22 protein-coding genes and 1 pseudogene are annotated in these 22,114 nt (G+C 64.5%); 7 read left to right on the top strand and 16 right to left on the bottom strand.

Annotated elements, in window-relative coordinates; genetic code table 11:
• Positions 1–76 precede the first annotated feature (76 nt).
• The 3 genes from KF827_RS16100 to KF827_RS16090 all read left to right on the top strand — a co-directional run bounded on the left by KF827_RS16100 (position 77) and on the right by KF827_RS16090 (position 2,607).
• Entirely contained in the window at positions 77–919 is an 843-nt protein-coding gene (locus KF827_RS16100) for a DMT family transporter (RefSeq protein WP_367273146.1), read from the top strand.
• Positions 920–988: 69 nt separating this feature from the next.
• A complete protein-coding gene (locus KF827_RS16095) occupies positions 989–1,624 on the top strand; it encodes a gamma-glutamylcyclotransferase (RefSeq protein ID WP_291007546.1) in 636 nt (211 codons plus the stop codon).
• Positions 1,625–1,626: 2 nt separating this feature from the next.
• The gene (locus KF827_RS16090; protein WP_291007544.1) at positions 1,627–2,607 is read left to right on the top strand and encodes an aldo/keto reductase; all 981 of its coding nucleotides are present in this window, start codon (positions 1,627–1,629) and stop codon (positions 2,605–2,607) included.
• A 15-nt stretch (positions 2,608–2,622) separates the two neighbouring features.
• Here the strand turns inward: KF827_RS16090 and KF827_RS16085 are convergent, their stop codons facing one another.
• From KF827_RS16085 to ftsE, 9 genes are all read right to left on the bottom strand, one after another.
• Positions 2,623–4,191, bottom strand: coding sequence for a class I adenylate-forming enzyme family protein (locus tag KF827_RS16085; protein WP_291007542.1), 1,569 nt, complete (start codon positions 4,189–4,191; stop codon positions 2,623–2,625).
• Entirely contained in the window at positions 4,188–4,856 is a 669-nt protein-coding gene (locus KF827_RS16080) for an HAD-IA family hydrolase (RefSeq protein WP_291007540.1), read from the bottom strand. The genes KF827_RS16085 and KF827_RS16080 overlap by 4 nt, the downstream gene beginning before the upstream one ends.
• Positions 4,853–5,230: a cyclic nucleotide-binding domain-containing protein gene (locus KF827_RS16075; RefSeq protein ID WP_291007538.1), complete on the bottom strand. Its 378-nt coding sequence runs from the start codon at positions 5,228–5,230 to the stop codon at positions 4,853–4,855. The genes KF827_RS16080 and KF827_RS16075 overlap by 4 nt, the downstream gene beginning before the upstream one ends.
• A gap of 49 nt (positions 5,231–5,279) precedes the next feature.
• The gene (locus KF827_RS16070) at positions 5,280–8,777 is read right to left on the bottom strand and encodes an LAGLIDADG family homing endonuclease (RefSeq protein ID WP_291007536.1); all 3,498 of its coding nucleotides are present in this window, start codon (positions 8,775–8,777) and stop codon (positions 5,280–5,282) included.
• 206 nt (positions 8,778–8,983) lie between these two features.
• A complete protein-coding gene (locus KF827_RS16065) occupies positions 8,984–9,751 on the bottom strand; it encodes a lysophospholipid acyltransferase family protein (RefSeq protein ID WP_291007533.1) in 768 nt (255 codons plus the stop codon).
• Positions 9,752–9,753: 2 nt separating this feature from the next.
• A complete protein-coding gene (locus KF827_RS16060; RefSeq protein ID WP_291007532.1) occupies positions 9,754–10,398 on the bottom strand; it encodes a YdcF family protein in 645 nt (214 codons plus the stop codon).
• Positions 10,395–10,955, bottom strand: coding sequence for an HAD-IIIA family hydrolase (locus KF827_RS16055; RefSeq protein WP_291007530.1), 561 nt, complete (start codon positions 10,953–10,955; stop codon positions 10,395–10,397). Before KF827_RS16055 ends, KF827_RS16060 begins: the two co-directional genes overlap by 4 nt.
• Before the next feature lie 29 nt (positions 10,956–10,984).
• The gene (locus tag KF827_RS16050) at positions 10,985–11,884 is read right to left on the bottom strand and encodes an FtsX-like permease family protein (RefSeq protein ID WP_291007528.1); all 900 of its coding nucleotides are present in this window, start codon (positions 11,882–11,884) and stop codon (positions 10,985–10,987) included.
• Complete coding sequence (ftsE, locus tag KF827_RS16045; RefSeq protein ID WP_291007526.1) at positions 11,881–12,570, bottom strand: cell division ATP-binding protein FtsE; 690 nt, start codon at positions 12,568–12,570, stop codon at positions 11,881–11,883. The genes KF827_RS16050 and ftsE overlap by 4 nt, the downstream gene beginning before the upstream one ends.
• 165 nt (positions 12,571–12,735) lie before the next feature.
• On the opposite strand from ftsE, the pseudogene KF827_RS19540 reads away from it, so the two are divergent.
• Positions 12,736–12,831, top strand: a pseudogene (locus KF827_RS19540) (zinc-ribbon domain-containing protein); the annotation flags it as partial.
• A 31-nt stretch (positions 12,832–12,862) separates the two neighbouring features.
• Here the strand turns inward: KF827_RS19540 and KF827_RS16040 are convergent.
• On the bottom strand, positions 12,863–12,994 hold the full coding sequence (locus KF827_RS16040; protein WP_291007524.1) for a hypothetical protein: 132 nt from the start codon (positions 12,992–12,994) through the stop codon (positions 12,863–12,865).
• Here KF827_RS16040 and KF827_RS16035 point away from each other — a divergent pair.
• Together KF827_RS16035 and KF827_RS16030 are read left to right on the top strand one after the other, a co-directional pair.
• A complete protein-coding gene (locus KF827_RS16035) occupies positions 12,976–13,629 on the top strand; it encodes a DUF3426 domain-containing protein (protein ID WP_291007522.1) in 654 nt (217 codons plus the stop codon). The genes KF827_RS16040 and KF827_RS16035 overlap by 19 nt on opposite strands.
• Before the next feature lie 122 nt (positions 13,630–13,751).
• Positions 13,752–14,111 carry a response regulator gene (locus KF827_RS16030; RefSeq protein WP_291007520.1) on the top strand — a complete coding sequence of 120 codons (360 nt, stop codon included), beginning with the start codon at positions 13,752–13,754 and terminating at the stop codon, positions 14,109–14,111.
• Between the two features lie 13 nt (positions 14,112–14,124).
• Here KF827_RS16030 and KF827_RS16025 read toward each other — a convergent pair whose 3' ends face one another.
• The 4 genes from KF827_RS16025 to argH are packed head-to-tail and all read right to left on the bottom strand — an operon-like array spanning position 14,125 to position 19,623.
• Positions 14,125–16,698, bottom strand: coding sequence for a TIGR02302 family protein (locus KF827_RS16025; protein ID WP_291007518.1), 2,574 nt, complete (start codon positions 16,696–16,698; stop codon positions 14,125–14,127).
• Positions 16,674–17,957 (bottom strand): diaminopimelate decarboxylase, encoded by a 1,284-nt coding sequence (gene lysA / locus KF827_RS16020; RefSeq protein ID WP_291007572.1) that lies wholly within the window; start codon positions 17,955–17,957, stop codon positions 16,674–16,676. The genes KF827_RS16025 and lysA overlap by 25 nt, the downstream gene beginning before the upstream one ends.
• A gap of 56 nt (positions 17,958–18,013) precedes the next feature.
• Positions 18,014–18,169 (bottom strand): hypothetical protein, encoded by a 156-nt coding sequence (locus KF827_RS16015; protein ID WP_291007516.1) that lies wholly within the window; start codon positions 18,167–18,169, stop codon positions 18,014–18,016.
• Positions 18,166–19,623, bottom strand: coding sequence for an argininosuccinate lyase (argH, locus tag KF827_RS16010; protein ID WP_291007514.1), 1,458 nt, complete (start codon positions 19,621–19,623; stop codon positions 18,166–18,168). The genes KF827_RS16015 and argH overlap by 4 nt, the downstream gene beginning before the upstream one ends.
• 10 nt (positions 19,624–19,633) lie before the next feature.
• On the opposite strand from argH, the gene KF827_RS16005 reads away from it, so the two are divergent.
• Positions 19,634–20,185 carry a TlpA disulfide reductase family protein gene (locus tag KF827_RS16005; RefSeq protein WP_291007512.1) on the top strand — a complete coding sequence of 184 codons (552 nt, stop codon included), beginning with the start codon at positions 19,634–19,636 and terminating at the stop codon, positions 20,183–20,185.
• A 55-nt stretch (positions 20,186–20,240) separates the two neighbouring features.
• On the opposite strand, the gene KF827_RS16000 is transcribed toward KF827_RS16005, so the two are convergent.
• Together KF827_RS16000 and KF827_RS15995 are read right to left on the bottom strand one after the other, a co-directional pair.
• The gene (locus KF827_RS16000) at positions 20,241–21,113 is read right to left on the bottom strand and encodes a 3-hydroxybutyryl-CoA dehydrogenase (RefSeq protein ID WP_291007510.1); all 873 of its coding nucleotides are present in this window, start codon (positions 21,111–21,113) and stop codon (positions 20,241–20,243) included.
• Between the two features lie 39 nt (positions 21,114–21,152).
• Positions 21,153–22,088, bottom strand: a complete 936-nt coding sequence (locus KF827_RS15995; protein WP_291007508.1) for an FAD-binding protein — start codon at positions 22,086–22,088, stop codon at positions 21,153–21,155.
• Positions 22,089–22,114 lie beyond the last annotated feature (26 nt).

The following is a 22,114-nucleotide window of genomic DNA, read 5'->3' as shown; positions in this document are numbered from 1 at the left end:
GACTGCGCAAAAATCTCCGTCCGATCAGCCTGCTTCGACCCACTCTGCTGCGGGTCAATCAGGCCTTGTCCTGGCAATGATGCCCGGCCTGTTCGTGCTGCTCTGGTCCACCGGCTTTATCGGCGGCAAGCTTGGGCTGCCCTATGCCGAACCGATCACCTTTCTGGTTGTGCGCTTTGCCATCGTAACCGTATTGCTGGCTGGCTTTGCGGGTCTTACCAGTGCGCCCTGGCCGAAAAGCTGGGCCGCAATCGGGCATATCGCGGTGGCCGGCATGCTACTGCATGCCACCTATCTGGGAGGCGTTTTCACCGCGATGTATCTGGGCGTGCCGTCGGGGGTCGTTGCGGTGATCGCCGGCATCCAGCCGCTGCTGGTGGCGGCAGCCGCCGGCCCGCTGCTGGGCGAGCAGATCAGCCGGCGGCAATGGCTGGGCCTGCTGCTCGGCCTGGCCGGGGTTCTGCTGGTGGTGTGGAGCAAACTCGATATCGGTATCGGTTCGCCGTTGGGCTATGGGTTGGCGGTGCTGGGCCTGTTCGGCATTACCATCGGCACGGTGTATCAGAAGAAATTCTGTCCCGGCCTGGATCTGCGCAGCGGCAATGCCATCCAGTATGCCGTCTGCGTGGTTGCGCTCGCGCCGTTCGCGCTGCTTTTCGAAAACCGGATTATCGTCTGGCATGAGGAATTCTTGTTCGCGCTGGGTTGGCTCTGCATAGTATTGTCGCTGGGTGCCATCAGTCTGCTTTTCCTGCTGATCCGGCGCGGTGCGGCGGCCCAGGTCTCCAGCCTGTTCTTCCTGGTGCCGCCCTGCACGGCGCTGGTAGCGTATTTCCTGTTCGATGAGCGGTTGGGCTGGCTGGCGCTGCTCGGCATGGCGCTGACCATGCTGGGGGTCGCCCTGGTCAATCGTAAATAGACGTAAGGCGCAAATAGCCGTGAAGCGCAAAGCGTGGTGGATTGTAAGACTGGCCGATTGCAAAGCCCGATGAGCCGCAAGAATCACATTCCCTTCGAAGCCGAAGAACCCCTGCCGGGCGAGCAGGCGCCGGATTATCCGCGCATCAAAGTGCCCAGGGGCGAGGAACTCTGGGTCTTCGGCTATGGCTCGCTGATGTGGGATCCTGGTTTTCCGGTGGAGGAGCGGGCCACGTCGCGGCTCTGGGGTTATCACCGCGCTTTCTGCGTCTGGTCGCATCGCTATCGCGGCACGCCGGAAGCGCCGGGCCTGGTGCTGGGTTTGAAGCCGGGCGGCTCGTGCCTCGGCATTGCCTTCCGCGTCGCCAAGCGGCATCACGAAGCCACCATCGATTATCTGTATCGCCGAGAGATGTTTTCCGGCGTGTACCGGCCTGGCTTCCATGTCGCCGAAATGGCGGGCCAGCGCCGCCGCGTGCTGGCTTTTGTGGCGGATCACAAGCACCGGCAATATGCCGGCCAGCTTGATCTGCCGCAAACCGCCCAGGTGATTGCTGCCGCCCATGGCCGACGCGGGCCGAATTTGGATTACCTGGCCAACACGGTGTCCCATCTCGATGCCTTGGGTATCGGCGATGGCCCTCTGCATGGTTTGCTGGCCGAGGTGCGTCGGCTACACTCCGCCAAGGCCATACAGGGATCCTGACCATGCAGATGATCAAACTCGGTTCCACCGGTATGTCGGTATCGCGGCTCTGCCTGGGTTGCATGACCTATGGCGATCCCGGCTGGCGCGAGTGGGTGCTCGATGAAGCCGCCAGCGAACCGTTTTTTCGCCGGGCCGTGGAAGCCGGCATCAATTTTTTCGATACGGCAGACATGTATTCGCTCGGGGTGTCCGAGCAGATCACCGGCCGCATGCTGAAGAAATACGCCAAGCGCGACGAGATCGTGCTGGCCACCAAGGTGTACAACCCGATGGGGCCGCATCCCAATCAGGCCGGCCTGTCGCGCAAGCATATCATGCAGGCCATCGATGCCAGCCTGCGGCGTCTGGGCGTGGAATATGTCGATCTCTACCAGATCCATCGCTACGATCCGCTCACGCCGGTCGAGGAAACCCTCGAAGCGTTGCATGACGTGGTGAAGGCCGGCAAGGCGCTCTATATCGGGGCGTCTTCCATGTATGCCTGGCAATTCGCCGATGCGCTGCATCGCCAGCGCGCCAATGGTTGGGCGCGTTTCGTCACCATGCAGAACCACTACAACCTGGTCTACCGCGAGGAAGAGCGCGAGATGTTGCCGCTTTGCCGCGCCATGGGCATCGGGGTGATTCCGTGGTCGCCGCTGGCGCGCGGTTTCCTGGCCGGCAATCGCCTGAAACAGGGCTGGGGCGATACCGTGCGCGCCAAGACCGACGATTTCGCCCAGAATCTCTATTACCAGCCCGGCGATTTCACCATCGCCGAACGCGCTGCCGATCTGGCGCAGAAGCGCGGCGTGAAGCCGGCACAGATCGCGCTGGCCTGGATTTTGAGCAAGTCTGCGGTCAGTGCGCCGATCATCGGCGCCAGCAAGCCAGCGCATCTGGAGGATGCCTTGGCTGCGCTGGAGCTGAAACTAGAGCCGGAAGAGATTGCCTTACTGGAAGAGCCCTACAAGCCGCATCCCATCCTGGGGCATCGTTAGGGCGCTTCATCAGGGTTAGCCTGGCGGCAGCATCGCGCGTAGGTCGCGTTTGAGAATCTTGCCGATCGCGCTGCGCGGCAGCGTATCCAGCAGATGCAGGCCGGCCAGCCGCTGGGTTTTGCCCAGTTGCGCATTGGTGGCGGCCAGTATTGTCTCGGCCGTATCCGTAGCGCCCGGTTTCAGCACCGCGAAGCCCATCGGGGTTTCGCCCCAGCGTTCGGACGGCACCCCTACCACGGCGCATTCCGCCACGGCTGGATGCATGCTCAGCGTGGCTTCCAGATCGCTGGGATAGATGTTGAAGCCGCCGGAAATGATCAGGTCTTTTTTGCGATCCAGCAGGATCAGGAAACCATCCTCATCGAAACGGCCGATATCGCCGGTGCGGATATAGCGCCGGCCTTGCGTATCGAACCATTCCGCCTCGGCGGTCTTGTCCGGCTGATTGTGGTAGCCGTTCATGATCGCGCCGGAATGACCCACGATCTCGCCGGTTTCGCCAGCAGCCACTTCGTGGCCGGCATCGTCGATCAGCTTTATCACATGGCCGGGGGCAGGGCGGCCCACGGTATGCAGCTTGTCGGGAAACAGATGCGCCTGCAGCAGGCAGGCGCCGCCGCCTTCGGTCATGCCATATACTTCGGTCATGCCGCCGGGCCAGCGTTTCAGGATATCGGCCTTCAATTCGGCGCTGAGCGGCGCGCTGGTGGAGAATTTGCCGCGAAAGGCCGACAGGTCGTAGCGTCCGAAATCCTCGCGCTGTAACAGGCGGGCATATTGCACCGGCACCAGCATGGTGTGAGTGACGCGGTGCTTCTCGGCCAGTTGCAGGTATTTCTGCGGATCGAATTTCGCCATCAGCAGCGCACAGCCGCCCAGTCCGAGCGTGGGGAAGAAGCTGGTCAGCGTGGTGTTGGAATAGAGCGGCGTGGAGAGCAGCGTGATGCTGTTTGCATCATAGCCATAGAAGGCGCCGCGCCGCACATGGCCCCAGCGCATGCGGTGCGGTTGCACGATGCCTTTCGGCGTGCCGGTGGTGCCGGAAGAGTAGATGATGTTGAAGGCATCATCCGGTGCGATATCGACCGGCCGTGGCTTGCTGCCTTCCGGCGCCAGCCAGGCTTCGAAGCTGCCGTCATCCAGCCGGATGCGCCGGAACCGGCCGGAAGCCAAGCCGGGCGGCAGGCTGGCCAGGGCAGCCTCCGCATCGGCATCCAGGAACAGGATTTTCGCATCCGCATCCAACGCCATCGCCGCCAGGCTTTCCGGCGTGGAAGACGGCGCCAGCGGCGCCACCGCCAGGCCGGCCCGCAAGGTGCCGAGATACAGCATGGCATAATTCAATGATGTGGCGGCAACGACGGCGATGGCATCGCCCTTGCCGAGGCCGTCGCGCTGCAAGGCTGCGGCGATGCGATCCATCGTGGCATCCAGCGCCGCATAGCTGATCGTGGCGGCGGGGCGATCCGGGGCGTCATCCTGCATCAGCGCCGGCTTGCCGGGTTGTTCGATGGCATGCAGGCGAAGCAGGTCTGCCAGCAGGCCGAAATCGGATTGCAGAAAATCCGTTGCAGGGCCGCTCATGGCAGAGGTTGGCCCAGCAGGCTGCTCAATTCCGCTAATGCCAGATCGGGATCGCCCACCTTGATGGTGCGCATGCCCATGGCGGCGGCGGGTTTCAGGTTGATGCCCAGATCGTCCAGGAACACCGCTTCGGTGGGTGCGATTTGCAGCAGCTTGCAAGCATGCTCGTAAAAGGCCGGTTCGGGCTTGCGCACGCCCACCTTGCTGGATTCCACCACGGCATCGAACAGGCTCAGCACGTCGGCGATGGCAGCCGCCTTGCCGCTATCCTGCGCCATGCCGGCGCCATGGCCCAACGGCATGTTGTTGGTGAGGCAGGCGGTTTTGTAGGTGCCGCGCAGCTTGCGCAGGGCGGCCACCATGCGCGGCCGCAAATCGCCCGATATCAGCGGCAGGATCTCCGATCCATGCAGCGCATGGCCAAGAGCGGTGCTTTCCGCGAGAAACAGCGTGCCGAAGCCCGCGGCATCGATCTCGCCACGCTCGAACCGCGCCCAGGCATTGCTATGCGGATTGCGGCTGTTTACGCCGCGGATGAAATCCTGCGGCAGGCCGCGCGCGGCCTCGAAGCGGCGGAAAGCCTCGAACGGGCTTGTCAGGATCACGCCGCCGAAATCCCACAACACAGCCTTGATGGCAGCGGCGGACGGGCCGGCGGCGGTCATGAATTTTCGGGCGGCTTGGGCGGCACTAGGGATTGCCGCAGATTGCTGGACAGAATCTGCACCAGCTTGCGCAGAAAAGGATCGGCTGTGGCCAGTTTTTGTTTCAACATGTCGCCCGGCACTTCATGCAATACGGATTCATCCACGGCCATCGCAGAGGCCGAGCGCGGCTTGTCGTCGATCAGCGCCATCTCGCCAAAGATGCCGCCGGCCAGAACCTTGCCGATCTCGAAATCGCCGCTGGCGTCGGACCGTGTCAGACGCACCGTACCCTTCTCGATGAAAAACATGCAATCGCCGCGGTCGCCCTGTTTGAATATTGTCTGGCCAGGCAGGTAGATGCGGCGCTTGAAGGGTTGTTTCTGAGTCGACATGGAGGCCGGCTAGCTTTTTGCGGGTATTGCTACCGTCAGTATAGAGAAATCAGCCGCATTTACTATAGCCGCAAGAGGTGCAGGTATCGCAGCCTTCCAGCTTGATCAGGCTGGGTTGGCCGCATTTCGGGCATTGCCGCAGGCCGGAAAGCGGCTTGGGTGTTTCGGCGTTGGCGGCCAGGGCCAGCGTGGCGCTTTCCTCGCGCTTCGCATCGGGGTCTGCCATGAAGCCGATATCGATCAGGTGGCGCTCGATCACCTCGCCCAGCGCCGCCAGCAGCGAGGGCACATAGCGGCCGCCGGACCAATGGCCGCCGCGCGGATCGAACACCGCCTTCAATTCGTCCACCACGAAGCTGACATCGCCGCCGCGCCGGAATACCGCCGAGATCATGCGGGTGAGCGCCACGGTCCAGGCATAATGTTCGGTATTCTTCGAGTTGATGAACACTTCGAACGGTCGGCGCCGGCCATCCTGCACGATGTCGTTGATGGTGATGTACATCGCGTGTTCGGAATCCGGCCAGACCAGCTTGTAGGTGCGGCCGGGCAGGGCCTCGGGGCGGTCCAGCGGCCGGGTCATGTAAACCACGCCGCTACCAGAAAGATTGAGGGCCGGGTCGCGGGATTTCGGCGGCAGGGTGGCCACCGGTTGCGCGGCCAGGCGCGTGGCGGGCGCCAGCGGCAATTCTGTCTGCTCCGCCTTCGGGGCCGGCTTCTGCGCCGGTTTGGCCTGCAGCACCGATCCGGTCACGTCGTTGGGGCGATAGGTGGTGCAGCCCTTGCAGCCGTTTTCATAGGCCATCAGGTATACGTCCTTGAAGGCATCGAAGCCGATATCTTCCGGCACGTTGATGGTCTTGGAAATCGAGCTGTCGACATATTTCTGCACGGCGGCCTGCACGCGCACATGATCGGCGGGACTCAGGCTTTGCGCATCCACAAAAGCATCCGTCAGCGGCGCGGTCTCGCCTTTCAGGCGGCGATACAGCCGCAGGGCATAATCGCTCACGTCCTCCTCGCGGCGCGTGCCATCGGGCATCAGCACGGCGCGGGTATAGGAAAAGGCAAACACCGGCTCCAGGCCCGAGGAGATATTGTCGGCAAACAGCGAGATCGTGCCGGTTGGCGCAATCGAGGTAAGCAGCGCGTTGCGGATGCCATGCTGCGCGATGCCGGCGCGGATATCGTCAGGCAATTCCCGGATGCTTTCGCCGGCCAGATAGGCTTCGCGGTCGAACAGCGGGAAGGCGCCTTTTTCACGCGCCAGGTCGATCGAGGCGCGATAAGCCGCATCGCGTAAATGCCGCATCCAGCTTTCGATCAAATCCAGCGAGGCTTTGCTGCCATAACGCGCGCCCACCATGATCAGGGCGTCGGCCAGCCCGGTCACGCCCAGCCCGATACGGCGCTTGGCCTGGGCCTCGGCCTGCTGCTGCGGCAATGGAAAATTCGAGACGTCGATGGTGTTGTCCATCATCCGGATCGCGGTGGCGGTCAGGCTTTGCAGCGCGGCCATGTCCAGCGCCGCATCGGCCTCGAACGGATTGCGCACCAGGCGCGCGAGATTGATCGACCCCAGCAAACAGGCGCCATAAGGCGGCAGCGGCTGTTCGCCGCAATTATGCGCGTATAGCCCGTTGGCATCGAAGGCATTCACGCCGGGAATCTGCACGTCGTAAACGGTTTCCACGCCATCGGGCAGCAGGCTTTCCACCTCGGCGGTGAAACGCTCGGCATTCGGCCGGCGGCGATAGGCGGAAAGCAGGCTGCGCAGCCGCGCGGCCTTGGCGCCGTCATGGAAGCCGATACTGTCCGCGAAACGCCCCACGCCGTGGCGCGCGATCACCAGTTCATGCTGGGCGGCGCAACCGTAATCGCGCATGCCGCCCTTGCCATCGGGCATGGCTCGCATCGCCGCCTCGCGCCGATCCCGATACAGTACGGCATTGATGCCGAACCGCAGCAGCATGCGTTGAACGGCTTGCAGCAGAGCCAGATCGCTTTGCGCCAGGCGGACGCTAACCCCCTTGGCCTGGCTGCCCTGCACCGAACCGTCGGTATCGAACAGCCCGCGCAGCAAGGCACGCTGGAAGGCCGCGGAAGCGCTTTCCATGGCGGGCGTGATGGCTTTCGGCATGCCGGGTTGCAGGCCCAGCTCCAGCGCCAGATGTTTGAGCGCGGCGGGAGCCATACGGTATTCTTCGCGCCCGGCCACCGCCATCCAGCCCTTGAAATCCGCGCGATGCGGCAGGCTCTCGGCTGCCGTCAGCGCGGCGGCCATGATGCCGTCTGCCCCATCGGGCGATGTATCGCCATTGGCAGCAGCGCGCTTGCGCCACACGCTCAGCACCGCCTTGTCGGCTTTCAGGGTGCCATCGCCCAGCAGCAGGCCGATCAGATAGCCTTCGGCCTCGCCATACGGGCCGCCCCAATCGGTGGCGGCAGTATGATCGTGCAGGAGAATCGCATCGCCGGGCTGCAGGTCCCCGGCCTTGGTCCATGCGGTTTCCTGCGACCAGCGGGTCTGTCGCGTCACTTTCAGCAACGGATGATCGGCGGTCAGGCGCAGGCTGTGGCCTTGCCGCGTTTGCAGTTTCAGCACCGGCTTTTGGCCGGTGGCGAAAAATCCCTGCGGGCCGCTGGCATGGGCTGTGCCATCCACCAGCCCCGTGAACCGTCGGCCGATCAGGTCGCGTACCTGGCGCGGGCCATCGGTGGTGTGGACCCAGGTTTCGGCCGCCACGCAAGGATTGGTTGCCGCGATGGTTTCGCAGTAATGCAGGTTGTTGCGGCGGTTGATGCGGTCGATGAAGATCACGCCCGGTTCGGCATAGCTGTAGGTGGCGCGCATGATGCGGTCCCACAAATCGCGCGCCTGCACGGTTTTGAATACCGTGCCGTTGAACTTCAAATCCCAGGGCTGGTTTTCGCGCACCGCCTGCATGAAATCGTCGGTGGCCAGCACCGACAGATTGAACATGCGCAGCCGGCCCGGATCGCGTTTGGCCTCGATGAAGGCTTCGATATCGGGATGGTCGCAGCGCAGGGTGGCCATCATCGCGCCGCGCCGATGCCCGGCCGACATGATGGTGCGGCACATGGCATCCCACACATCCATGAAGCTCAGCGGCCCCGAGGCATCGGCGCCCACGCCCTTCACCAATGCGCCGCGCGGCCGCAGGGTGGAGAAATCATAGCCGATGCCGCCGCCCTGCTGCATGGTCAGCGCGGCTTCCTTCAGATGCTCGAAGATGCCCGCCATGTCGTCGGGCACGGTGCCCATCACGAAGCAGTTGAACAGCGTCACCTTGCGGGCGCTGCCCGCGCCGGCCACGATGCGCCCGGCGGGTAGGAATTTGAAATCGCGCAGGGCCTCCAGGAATTCCGGCTGCCAGCGCGGGGCGTCGGGTTCGGCGGCTGCCAAAGCCGTGGCAATACGCGCCCAGCTATCCTCGATGGTCTGATCCAGAGGATGCCCGTCCGGCCCTTTCAGGCGGTATTTCATGTCCCAGATCTGTTGCGAGATCGGTGCGGTGGGCGACATGGGTGGTTTTTCCGGTGCGGCTTGCAGCGATAGAAAAGTGTAGCGCCGCTGGGCCGTGAGTCAACACAATGTTCTATTATTGTTTCAACAGCTTGGCCCACCGGCCTTGCGAATCAATATATTGTGGTTAAAGGGAAATTCGATTTTTTCCAGATTATCGACAGGCTGTGGATAAGACTTATGCACAGCCCTGTCCGGCACCCCTGTCAAAGCCCCAGGTGGCGCCGGGTTTCCGCTTCAAGCTGGGCGGTGCCGCCCTCGATCCGCTGCTCCAGTTCGGCCATGAAGGCGTCGCGTTTCAGGCCGGGCGCGATGGCGGGCAGGAAGCGCAGCACGATTTTCGGGCGGGGGCGATGGCCGACCAGGCGGGGCCAGCCATGTTTGGGCCAGACAAAGCCGGAATTCACCGTTGCCGGCACCACTGGTACCCCGGTTTCGCGGTAGATCGCTGCCACGCCGGGCTGATAGGGCGCAGCTTCGCCGGGCCGGGTGCGGGTGCCCTGCGGAAAGATCACCAGCACGCGGCCCTGCCGGGCGGCTTCGGCGGCGGCGCGCAACATCGCCTTGAGGGCACGGGCGCCGCCATCGCGGTCCACGGCTATCATGCCCAGCATGTGGGCGAAGCGGCCATAGACCGGGATGCGCAGCAATTCCTGCTTCAGCACCACGGCGGGATCGTCGAACAGCCGCAGCACCACCGAGGTATCCCATTGCGATTGATGCTTGCAGGCCAGCATGTAGGCGCCGCCGGCGGGCAGATGCTCGTGGCCCTGGATTTCGACATCAACGCCGACGATCCGGCATAGCAGCCAATCCACGCCATGGGCCCAGCGCCGACTGATCGGGATCAGGCGGTCGCGCGGGTTTTGCATCACGAGCATCAGCGGCAGGCTGTAGAGCGCCATTATCGCGGTCCAGAGCAGGAAGCTGATCTTGAAGATCAAACCGCGCAATTTTGAAATCAATGCCGTCATGTTCAGCCGGCCTCGCCGGCGCCGAGCAGGGCATCCACGCCATCCTCGATCCGCGCCCGCAGCAGGGCTGCCACGTATTTCAGATATTCGCCCACCAGGAACAGCCCGGCCGAGCGTTGGCGCCACCAATCCTGCACGCGCAGGAAATCCGGCTGCACCGGATGGGGCGTGATCTGCATTCCGGGCATGCGGCGGCGGAATTCCACCAGCGCACGCGGCATGTGGTAATTCGCCGTCACCAGCAGCAGCGCGCTGTAGCCATGCGATCCGGCCCAGGCCGCGCTTTCCACTGCATTGCCGGCGGTATCGGCGGCCTCGAAGCCGATATCGATGCAGCATTCCATCAAGGCGGCCAGTTCGATCTCGCTGATATTGTGGCCCTGGGTGGTGGCCAGCGCCTGGATCAGCGAGGCCTTGCTCACGCCCTGTCCGGCGCCTGAGATGAACAGCCGGTCGGCGAAATTCTCCTGCAGCAGGCGCACCGCGCTGGCCAGCCGTGCTGTGCCCCCGGTCAATACCACGATGCCGTCGTTATGCTGCTCGATCACGCTGACCGGCGGCAGATCCACCTGGCGCAGAAAGGTCAGCAGGCCGCCCAGCAGCAGCAGGCCGATGGCCAGCACCAGCAAGGCGGCATGCCGGATCATAGCGGCGCTGCCTCCGCTCCATCGGCCAGCAGGCGTTGCACGGCCTCGGCCAGATCGGCGAACACCGCCACCGGGGCGGCTTCCGGCGGCAGGCCCTTGGCCAGGGTGGCGGCGCCCTTGCCGCTGCGCACCAATATGCGGCGGCAACCGGCGCGGCTGGCGGCCAGCATGTCGGTATCGGTGTCGCCGATGAAAACCGTGTTGTCCGGCCGCTCACGGTATTTCGCCATCGCCTCGCGCATCATGCCGGGGCCGGGTTTGCGGCGTTCGGTCTGCGCCCAAGGCGGATCGGGGGCGAACAGGATGTCGTCTATCCTGGCGCCATCGACGGCGATATGCGCGCGCATGGCATCGTGAATCCGGTCCAGCATCGCTTCGTCGATGATGCCCTTGCCGATGCAGGCCTGATTGGTGCAGATCACAACCTTCCAGCCACGCGCATTCAGCGCCGCGATGGCTGGGCCGATGCCAGGAATCGGCACCCATTCGGCGGGCGATTTCACATAATCGGCGCGGTCTTGGTTCAACACGCCGTCGCGGTCGAGCAGGATCAACATGGCCCGGAATCCAATAGCATCGGCCCCTACTATAACATCCGCCGCAATTCGCCAAGCACGGTCAGCCGTGCGGTGAACACCGCCAGCGCCCAGCCCAGCAATGGCAGCGCCAGCAGCAGCGGCCAATGCCACCAGGCAAGGCCGATATCGGGCAGCATGCCGCGGCCCACATTGCCGGCCAGCAGCAGAATCGCCAGCAGCAGCAGAATGGCCAGCAGCCATCCGGCCAGGCCGCCCAGCATGGCCAGCCTGGAAACATGGCGCTGGAATTGCCGCGCCACATAGGCATCCTCGGCGCCGATCAGGTGCAGCACTTCGATCGTGTCGCGCCGCGCCGCCAATCCGGCCCGGGTGGCAAACACCACCAGCATCATCGCCGCCAGGCCCACCACCAGCACCACACCGAAACCCACCGCCTGCAGCAGCCGCGCCAGGCTTACCAGGCGGTCCAGCCAGGGTTTGGGATCGTCGATCTGCGCACCCGGCACGGTGTTTTCCAATCGCGTGGCCAGGGCCGGAATCGACAAGGCCTGGCCGGGCAGCAATTCCACATCGATCACACCGGGCAGCGGCAGGGCTTCGGCCATGCTGGCATTGGCCAGATCGCCCAGCCAGGGCCGCAGCAGGGCGGCCACGCCGTCGCGGTCCAGCGGGGTAACCTTGCCCACGCCGGGCATCGCGCGCAGCAATTCGGTGGCCGCATTCACCCGTGCTGCCATCGCCGCGCCGGGCTGATCGGCAATGCGCACGGTGAGGCGGGTGGAAACCCCCTGGCGCCAATGGCTCACCGCACTATCCAGCGCCATCGCGCCGGCCAGGGCCAGCACGGCCAGAAACACCATGGCGGCCAGGGCCCAGGGCAGAAAGCGCGCCGATGCATCGGCTTCCAGCCGCAGGTCGGATGGTATGCGCCGGGCCGGTGTGGTCATGATGCCTGGCCTGAATAAGGCTGCCCCGCCGGCGCCACCCGCAATTCGCCGCCCTTCAATCGCAGGGTGGGAAATTTGAACCGATCGAGCAGATGCAGATCATGGGTGGCCAGCACCACGGCGGTGCCCAGTTTGTTCAGTTCCACGAACAGATACATCAGCCGCTGGGCCATATCGGGGTCTACGTTGCCGGTGGGCTCGTCGGCCAGCAGCAGGCTGGGCCGGGCGATCACCGCGCGGGCAATCGCCAGCCGCTGCTTCTCGCCGCCCGAAAGCGTGGCCGGGCGGGCTTCCAGCCGGTCGCCCAGGCCCACCCAGGCCAGCAATTCGGCCACATTGTTGGTCACCCGGTCTTCCGGCACACCAGCGATACGCAGCGGCAGGGCCACATTGTCCAGAGCGCTCAAATGGTCCAGCAGGCGGAAATCCTGGAACACCACCCCGATCCGGCGGCGCAGCAGGGGCAAGGCATCGCGCTGGGCGGTGGATACATCCTGGCCGAACATGGTTATCACGCCGCGACTCGGGCGATGCGCCAGGTACATTAGTTTCAGCAGCGAGGTTTTGCCGGCCCCGGATGGCCCGGTGAGGAAGTGAAACGACCCCGGCGGCAGCGTGAAGCTGACATCGCGCAGCACTTCGGGCCCTGGCCCGTAGCGCATCCCGACATTCTGAAACCGCAACACCGTACCTAAACTCCTGCTTGCATACGCAGCTTTTGCCTGCTTACCAGGCTTTTTGCCGGTCTGCCTGCTTACGCACTCAGACCCGGTATGCTTGCCAGCCTGGACCGGTCCATCCTATAAGGGAAAGACCAGTGAAACACAAAAGGGCTGAAGCAGTTCAACGGCATGATCCTGACCTGCCCAAACTGCGCCACGCGGTTCACCGTCGATCCGGGAATCTTTGGTGGCAGCCCACGCAAGGTGCGCTGCACGCGCTGCCGCCATATCTGGCGACAGGAACCTGTGGCCGAGCCTAAGCCACCCGAGCCGCCTGCGCCACCCCCGCCGCCACCGCCGCCACCACCACCACCTCCGCCGCCGCCTCCACCGCCGCCGCCACCTCCGCCGCCGCCAACGCCGGAGCAGATGTTTCCGAGCGACACATTCGACCTGCCGGGTTCGGATGCCGGGCCGGAAGACGATCCGCCGCCGCTGCATTCGCCTTTCGAGGATGCCGAGGATGCGGCCAGCGAGGAGGGAGAACCCGATGCCGCCGAAGCCGCCATCGAGCGCCGCCGCGCCCGTCTGGCCGAGAGCGGCCTGGCCCGCAAAGCCGAAAAGGGCAAGAAGCGCGGCTCCATGGTCTGGCTGGGCTGGCTGCTTTTCTTCCTCACCGCCGGGGGCGTGGCCGGCGGCGGCTATATGGCGCGCACCGATCTGGTGGCGCTGCATCCGCCATTGGCCAAGCTATATGCATCCCTGGGCATTCATGTAGAGCCGGCGGAATGGCTGGGCCTGGAATTGCACAACCTGAAATCCGCAACCATCATCGATGGCAACGAAACCAAGATCGAGGTTTCCGGCGATGTGGTGAATGTCGGCGAATCGACTCGGCCGGTGCCACCGATTCGCGTGGCCATGCGCGGGGCGGGCGGCAAGGAACTGGCGGCTTATACGCTGACCCTGGAAGACGACAAGATCGCCGGTGGCGCCAAGCTGCCCTTCAACGCCAAATTGCCGGCGCAAAAGGAAGACGTGCTGGATCTCGAGATCGCTTTCGCGCCGCTGGGCCATCGCTGATTATTGGCGTGGGCGAGATTCCACATCGCTGAGGCAGCCGATGTGTTTCATGCTTAATATTGATTTGATTTGGATTCGCCTGGTGGTAGCCTTGCCGCAAAGGAACGGGCGATAAAGGCATTATGGCGCAAATTCTGGTAGCCGAAGACGAAATACCGGTGCGGGAATTCATCCGTCGTGTTCTGGAATCCCGCGGCCATGGCGTTACCATCGTCGGCGATGGCGCCGAAGCGCTGATCAAGCTCAATCGCACGAAATACGATCTGCTGCTCACCGATATCGCCATGCCCAACATGGATGGGGTTGAACTGGCTCTGAAGGTGGCGCGCGACTATCCCGCCATGCCGGTGCTGATGATGTCTGGCTATGCCATCGAGCGCCGCCGCGCCGTCGACCTGGTGGATCTGGCGCGCGCGGTGCTGCAAAAACCTTTCAGCATGGCCGATCTCAGCAGTGCGGTGGACAAGGCCCTGGCGGACTGAGCCTGGCTTTGCTTTAGAAGCGGCGCAGCAGGCGCTCCAGATACTCGCGCTCCAGCGTGGGCCGCTCGCGGTTGCCGGCGCGGCGCTGCAATTCTTCCAGGATGCGGCGGGTGCGGTCCAAGGCGCTGCCCTCCAAACCATCCATGCCGGGCGTCTGCTCGGCGGAATTGGGCGCATCCATGTTGTTGGTGCGGCCGAACGGATCGCGCTGACTGCGGTTGCGCTGGTTCTGCCGGTTGTCGGCGGCATCGGCCTGGCCTTGCGGGTTGCCGCGCCCGGCCTGCTGGAAATCCTGCATGCCCTGGCGCAACTGGTCCATGGCATCGTTCTGGCCCTGCATGGCGCCGTTGGGATCGTTGCCGCGCAAGGCCTCGCGGGCATCGCGCATGGCGCGGTCGGCCCGGCCCAGGGCATCGGGGATCGGCATGCCGCGTTCGGCCAGGCGGTTCATCATCTCGCCCAGGCGGCGGCGCAGGTCTTCCTGCTGACGGGCATCGGCCTCGCTTTCGCCATTCTGGCCCGGCTGGCCCTGCTGTTGGCCACGCCCCTGCTGCTGGCCGCGGCGGAAGCTACGATCCAGCAATTGCTGCTGCTGGCGCATCATCTCGCCCAGTTCCTGCATCTGCTGATTGCCCATGCCACGCTGCGGCCGGCCCTGCTGATTGCGGCCCTGCTGGTCGCGGCCCTGAGGAGCGCGGCCGATGCGCATATTCTTCATCGCATCCAGCATGCGCTGCATCTGCTCCAGCATGTCCTGGGCGCTTTGGCGTTCGCCCTGGCGTGCCATCTGCTCGGCCTGATCCATCATGTCCTGGAAGTCGTCCATATCCATGGCGTCCTGGTCCTCGGGGATTTCCTCGAGTTCCTCGCCGCGCGCCAGCCGCTCCATGGCCTCGCGCATCTTCTCTTCCAGCAGGCGCTCCATGGCTTCGCGCAATTCCTGGATGCGGCGCTGGATTTCCGGATCGTCTGCCTCGCGGTCGAAGGCATCCTGCAGGCGATCATAGGCCGATTGGAAATCCCGTTCGGCCAGGTTCGAGCGGCCGTCTTCCAGGCGCAAGGCGGTCTGCCACAGCAGGGCGGATACCGACTCGCGGCCCTTCGCCGTGCGATCCAGCCCCAGCCGGGCGGCGGCCATACGCAGCGCCAGATGCACGGCGGTATCCTCGCGGTAGGCCTCCGGCGCCAGACTGAGTGCGCGCAGCGCTTTCGCCACACGGGCATGGTCATTGGGCCGCAGCGCCAGGTCGCGGCGCTGTTCGATCAGCGCCTTTGCCACCGGATGGGTGAAGCGCCGACCGGGCAGGGTGGCGACGATGGTTTCCGACGATCCGGTCTGGCCGATGGCATCGGTGGCGATCAGGCGCAGGTTCACTTCCTGGCCGGCCAGCGGATGCTCGGTGAAATCGAAGCTGCGCTTGTCGCTGAACACACCGGCCACGGCCGGCGGCGCGGTCCAGTCCAGCAGCCAGAGTTCGCTGCTGGCGGGATGGGAGATTTCGATATCCAGCTTCTGTACGCCGTAATCGTCGCTGCCCTGCACGGATAATTCCAGTTGCGGCAGCCGGCGGTCGCGGTTGTCCTGCTTGGCCGGTTCGGCGAAAGCGATGCTGGGCGGCAGATCGGGCAGCACCTGCAGCGCCCATTCGGCCACCGGGGCATCGCGGCGCAGCAGGATCAGGTTGGTCTTGCCGCCGGCCTCGGCGAGGTTGATCTCCAGATCCAGCTCGCCATTGGCCTGATCCAGCGCAGTGAGCGGCAATTGCCGGTTGCCCAGCTTCACGGAATAGAGGTCGGCGCGGTCTGCCTGCAGGCGCAGCTTCAACGCGCTGCCGGTGGGCACTTGCAATGGTTCGGCGCTCGCCTGGCCATTGTTGAGCGCGGCGGTTTGCACCGGCTTGCCGTCGCGGCCCAGGAAAAGCGGCGCACGGCCGGTATAGAGCGGCGGCGCGATCCAGGCATCCAGGGTCATCAGCGCGCTGGGCGGCAGGGCCGTGCCGGGTTTCACGGCATCTTCCAGGCGGCGCAGCAGTTGTTCGCCCGGGCTGGTCCAGGCCACCACCAGCAGCAGGCCCAGCGCCACCCGCAGGCCCAAACGGTCGATGCGCCACCAGCCGGCCACCGGCCAGCCGGCCCGCACATTGCCCAGTCGCTGCAGCAGGCGGCGGCGATGGGCCAACCAGAGCGCTTCGGCGATGGGATCATTCTGGCCGGCGGCCAGAGTGTCGGAAAGATGGGTGAGCGGGCGGTGGCTCAGCTTGTTGCCGGTTTCCAGCCGCCGCAGGGCGTCAGTCTCGCTGGGCAGGCGAAAGCCGCGCAGGCCCAGCCACAGGCTGGCCCCCAGCAGCAGGGCAAAGCCGGCCAGGATCGCCCAATGCAGCCAGACCGGCGTGAAGCGCCAGATATCGAAGCCGACCAGGATCAGGAAAACCGCCGCAACCATGCCGGCGGGATAAAGCGCGGGCCAGAAGCGTTCCCAGAACAATGCCAGCCGCGAGGCGCGCAGGGTGACAGCGAAATCCTCCGGCATATCCTGCCGGGGTTCGTCTGGGGTGTTTCTTGTCAGCTCGCCGCCTTGTCTAGCCATGTCGGCTGGGTCTCCAGAACCGTCATGTCTTCGATGGTAGGACGGCGGCGCACGATGGCAAACCGATCGCCATGAACAAGCACCTCCGGCGCAAGCGGCCGCGCGTTATACGTAGACGCCATGGCGGCACTATACGCACCGGCCGAAAGAATTGCGAGCAAATCGCCGGCCTGCATCGGCGGCAGCGGGCGTTCCTCGGCGAAGGTGTCGCCGGTTTCGCAAACCGGACCAACAACATCCGCCGGTGCATACACGGCATCGGCGGCGGGTTCGGCCACACTCACAATGCCGTGATGGGCTTCGTAGAGCGCCGGGCGGATCAGATCGTTCATGCCGGCATCGAGAATCAGAAAGCGCTTGGCATCGGCCTGTTTCACATAGGTAACGCCGCACAGCAGCAGCCCGGCATTGCCCACGATGAAGCGGCCGGGTTCCAGGGCCAGTTCGCAGCCCAGCGGCGCGATATGCTTGCGCACCAGGTCGGCATAGGCACGCGGATCGGGCGCGGTCTCGCCGTCGTAGCGGATACCCAGGCCGCCGCCCAGATCGATGCGGGCTAGCGGCACGCCATCGGCGCGCAATTCGCGCACCAGATCGGCCAGGCGGGCGAACGTGGCATCGTAAGGCGCCAGGTCGGTCAACTGGCTGCCGATATGCACATGCACCGCCAGCGGCTTGATGCCCGGCAGCTTCATCGCCTCGGCATAGATTTCGCGTGCCCGGGCAATCGGAATGCCGAATTTATTTTCGGCCTTGCCGGTGGTGATTTTCTTGTGCGTCTTGGCGTCGATATCGGGATTGATGCGGATGGCAATCGGCGCCACCACGCCCAGCTCGGTCGCCACCTGCGAGAGCAGATGCAGCTCCGGCTCGGATTCCACATTGAACTGCAAAATCCCGGTATTGCCGGCGCGCAGCGCGGCGCGCATTTCATCGGCGGTTTTGCCCACGCCGGCGAAAATGATCTTGTTGGGCGCGATGCCGGCCTTCAAGGCCAGTTGCATCTCGCCCGCCGAAACCACATCGGCGCCGGCGCCCAGGCTGCCCAGATGGCGCAGCACGGCAAGATTGCCGTTGGCCTTCACGGCATAGGCGATCAGCGCCGGCAGGCCGGCGAAAGCTTCCGACAAAGCCGTGTAGCGGTCGGTCAGCGCCGCCACCGAATATACATAGGCAGGCGTGCCCACCGCCTTGGCGATGGCCGACAACGGCACGCCTTCGGCATGCAGCACGCCCTCGCGATAGGAAAACCACGGCATTGCAGACAATACGGAATCGGCGGTCATGCGTTTCTATCGGTTATAAGGAACGTCTGTCAGTTATAGGGAACGGGCGTGCCACGACGCGGCAGGGCGGCGGGGCGCTCGTCGGCATCGCGCGGATAATCCGGCACATCCTTGCGGCCGCAGCCTTCCAGCGCGATCAGCAGCAGGGCGGCCAGGACGCTGTAGAGGATCGGTTTGCGCATCATGCCTGTTTCCGCTTCAGGAGTTTTCTCCAGCGCACGATCTCGGCGCGCACATTCTTCGGCGCGGTGCCGCCCAGCGATACGCGGCTTTTCACCGAATTTTCCACGCCCAGCACGGAGAAGATATCGCGGGTGATGCGCGGCTCGATGCTTTGCAGCTGTTCCAGCTTCAAGGCTTCCAGCGGCTTGCCCTCGGCTTCGGCGATGCGCACGGCGCGGCCGGCGATGTGGTGCGCTTCGCGGAACGGGATGTCCAGCTTGCGCACGCACCAATCGGCCAGATCGGTGGCGGTGGTATAGCCTTCGCCGGCGCTTTCGCGCAGGCGGGTTTCGTTGGCGGTGAAGTCGCTCACCATGCCGGCGGTGGCGGCGATGCACAGCTCCAGGGAATCCGCGGCATCGAAGGTGGGTTCCTTGTCTTCCTGCATGTCCTTGCCGTAGGTCATCGGCAGGCCCTTCAGGGTTACCAGCAAGGCATTCTGCGCCCCCAGGATGCGGCCCACCTTGCCGCGCACCAGTTCGGCGGCATCGGGATTGCGCTTCTGCGGCATCATCGACGAGCCGGTGGTGAAGGCATCCGACAGCGCGATGAAGCGGAATTGCGCCGAGCACCAGATCACGATCTCTTCCGCGAAACGCGACAGATGCACGGCGCACAGCGCGGCGGCGGACAGGAATTCTATGGCGAAGTCGCGGTCCGACACGCCATCCAGCGAATTCGCCGTGGGGGCCTCGAAACCCAGCGCGCGGGCGGTATCGCGGCGGTCGATGGGCAGCGATGTGCCGGCCAGCGCGCCCGAACCCAGCGGGCTGAGATTCAGCCGCTTGCGGGCATCCTGGAAGCGGCCACGGTCGCGCCCCACCATCTCCACATAAGCCATCAGGTAATGCCCCAGCGTCACCGGCTGGGCGGCCTGCAGATGGGTGAAGCCTGGCATCACGGTATCGGCATGCTGTTCGGCGCGCGCCAGCAAGCGAGCTTGCAGGTCGGCCAGGCCGGCATCGATGCGGTCGATGGCATCGCGCACCCAGAGCCGGAAATCGGTGGCCACCTGGTCGTTGCGCGACCGTGCGGTATGCAGGCGGCCGGCGGCCTTGCCGATCAATTCGGTCAGCCGGGTTTCCACATGCATGTGGATGTCTTCCAGCTTGGGATCGAAGCGGAATTTGCCGTCCTCGATCTCACGCAGAATTGTGTTCAGCCCGCCGGCGATGGCTTTGCCTTCCTTGGGCGTGATCAGGCCCTGTTTCACCAGCATGGCGCAATGGGCCAGAGAACCGGCAATATCCTGGCGGTAAAGCCGCTTGTCGAAGCCGATGGAGGCGTTGATCTCCATCATGATGGCTGCCGGCCCGGCCTGGAAGCGGCCGCCCCATAGAGAATTGGCGGCTTGTTTAGCCGGCGCGGTACCCTTAGATGACGGTGTGCGCTTAGATGATGTGGTGCGTTTGGCCATGAGGAATGCGATGCGTTTAAAGCTGCCGATGCTAGGATTTCTGCTCGCCCTTGGGCTGTGCCTGCCAACCCTGGCTTGGGCCGGCACACTGCCGCTGCAAGGCGATATGGCCAAACTTACCGTCAGCGACCCGCCAAAGCCAGTGGCGGACGCGGTGTTCCGCGACGAAAACGGCGCCGAGATGACGCTTGCGGCCTTCAAAGGCAAGGTGGTGGTGCTGAATCTCTGGGCCACCTGGTGCATTCCCTGCCGGGCCGAGATGCCCTCGCTGGACAAGCTGGCCGCCAGCATCACCGATCCGGATTTCAAGGTGGTTACCGTGGCGCAGGATCGTGCCGGGCCCGAGAAAGTCCGCAAATTCCTCGACGAACTCGGCACCAAGAACCTGCCGGCCTATATCGACACCACGATGCGCTCGGCCCGGGCCTGGAATGCCGGCGGGCTACCCGCCACGATTTTGATCGACCGCCAGGGCCGCGAAGTGGCGCGCCTGCTGGGCGAGGCCGATTGGTCGGGCCATGCGGCGCGGGCTGTGATCGCGGAATTGCTGCTGCGGAAATGAAAAACGCCGGGCCAGGGTGCAGCCTGGAGCCCGGCGTTAAAAACGGCGCTGTGCTTTAGCGCGTGGGCGTCGGATGCTCGCCGCGATAATCGTAGAAGCCGCGCTGCGCCTTCTTGCCCAGCCAGCCGGCTTCCACATATTTCACCAGCAGCGGGCAGGGGCGGTATTTGCTGTCGGCCAGGCCCTCATACAGCACCTGCATGATCGACAGGCAGGTATCCAGGCCGATGAAGTCGGCGAGCTGCAACGGCCCCATCGGATGATTGGCGCCCAGCCGCATGGCGGTGTCGATGGCTTCCACCGAACCCACGCCCTCATACAGCGTGTAGATCGCCTCGTTGATCATCGGCAGCAGGATGCGGTTGACGATGAAGGCCGGGAAATCCTCGGCATTGGCCGGGGTCTTGCCCAGTTTCACGGTCAGCTCGCGCACCGCCTTGAAGGTGGGCTCCTCGGTGGCGATGCCACGGATCAGCTCCACTAGCTGCATCACCGGCACCGGGTTCATGAAATGCATGCCCATGAACTTTTCCGGCCGGTCGGTGCTGGAAGCCAGGCGGGTGACAGAGATCGACGAGGTGTTGGTGGCGATAAGGGTATCCGGGCGCAACACCGGGCAAAGATCGGCGAAGATCTTCTTCTTCAACGCCTCATTCTCGGTCGCCGCTTCGATCACGATATCGGCGGCGTCGAAAAAGCGCAGCTCGGTGCCGGTCTTGATCCGGCCCAGGGCGCCGGCGCGGTCGGCTTCGCTGATTTTGCCACGGGCGACCTGGCGGCCCATATTGCCGCCGATCGTATCCACGGCCTTTTCCAACTGGGCTGCATTGAGATCCTGCAGCAGGACATCATAGCCCGCCAAGGAGGCGACATGGGCGATACCGCTGCCCATCTGACCCGCGCCGATCACCCCGATGGTCTTGATCATGCCTGATGTCCTGACTGCCTGTTGAACGATGCGACGTGATTACTTGGCCAGCTCGGCTGCGAGCTCGGGCAGCACCTTGAACAGGTCGCCCACCAGACCGTAATCGGCCACCTGGAAGATCGGCGCTTCTTCATCCTTGTTGATGGCGACGATCACCTTGCTGTCCTTCATGCCGGCGAGATGCTGGATCGCGCCGGAAATGCCCACCGCGATATAGAGTTGCGGCGCCACGATCTTGCCGGTCTGGCCGACCTGGTAATCGTTGGGCACGAAGCCGGCATCCACGGCGGCGCGGCTGGCGCCCACGGCGGCGCCCAGCTTGTCGGCCACCGCCTCGATCAGCTTGAAATTCTCGCCCGAACCCATGCCGCGACCGCCCGAGATGATGATCTTGGCGGAGGTCAGTTCCGGACGATCCGACTTCTGCAATTCCTGGCCCTTGAAGCTGGACAGGCCCGGATCGGTAGCAGCCGTGCCGGTTTCCACGGCAGCCGAACCGCCTTCGGCGGCAGCGGCGGGGAAGCCGGTGGTGCGCACGGTGATCACCTTGATCGGATCAGCCGACTGCACGGTGGCCATGGCGTTGCCGGCATAGATCGGGCGCACGAAGGTATCTTCGCTCTTCACGGCGACGATGCCGGAAATCTGTGCCACGTCCAGCAGGGCGGCCACGCGCGGCAGCACGTTCTTGCCCGAGGTGGTTTCCGGCGCCAGCACGGCCTTATAGCCCTTGGCCAGACCGGCGATCAGCACGCTCAACGCCTCGGCCAGGCCATTGGCGTAATGCGCCGCATCCACATGGATCACCTTGGCCACGCCAGCGATTTTCGCGGCGGCGGCGGCGGCGGCTCCGGCATTGCTGCCGGCCACCAGCACATGCACCTCGCCGCCGAGCGCGGCAGCCGCGCTCACGGTGTTGAAGGTGGGCGCCTTGATGGAGGCGTTATCGTGTTCGGCAATTACCAGGCTGCTCATATCAGATGACTCCCGCTTCGGTCTTC

The organism is Ferrovibrio sp. (assembly GCF_019636075.1).
Classification (GTDB): domain Bacteria; phylum Pseudomonadota; class Alphaproteobacteria; order Ferrovibrionales; family Ferrovibrionaceae; genus Ferrovibrio.
This window is presented reverse-complemented; position numbering and strand designations above follow the sequence as displayed.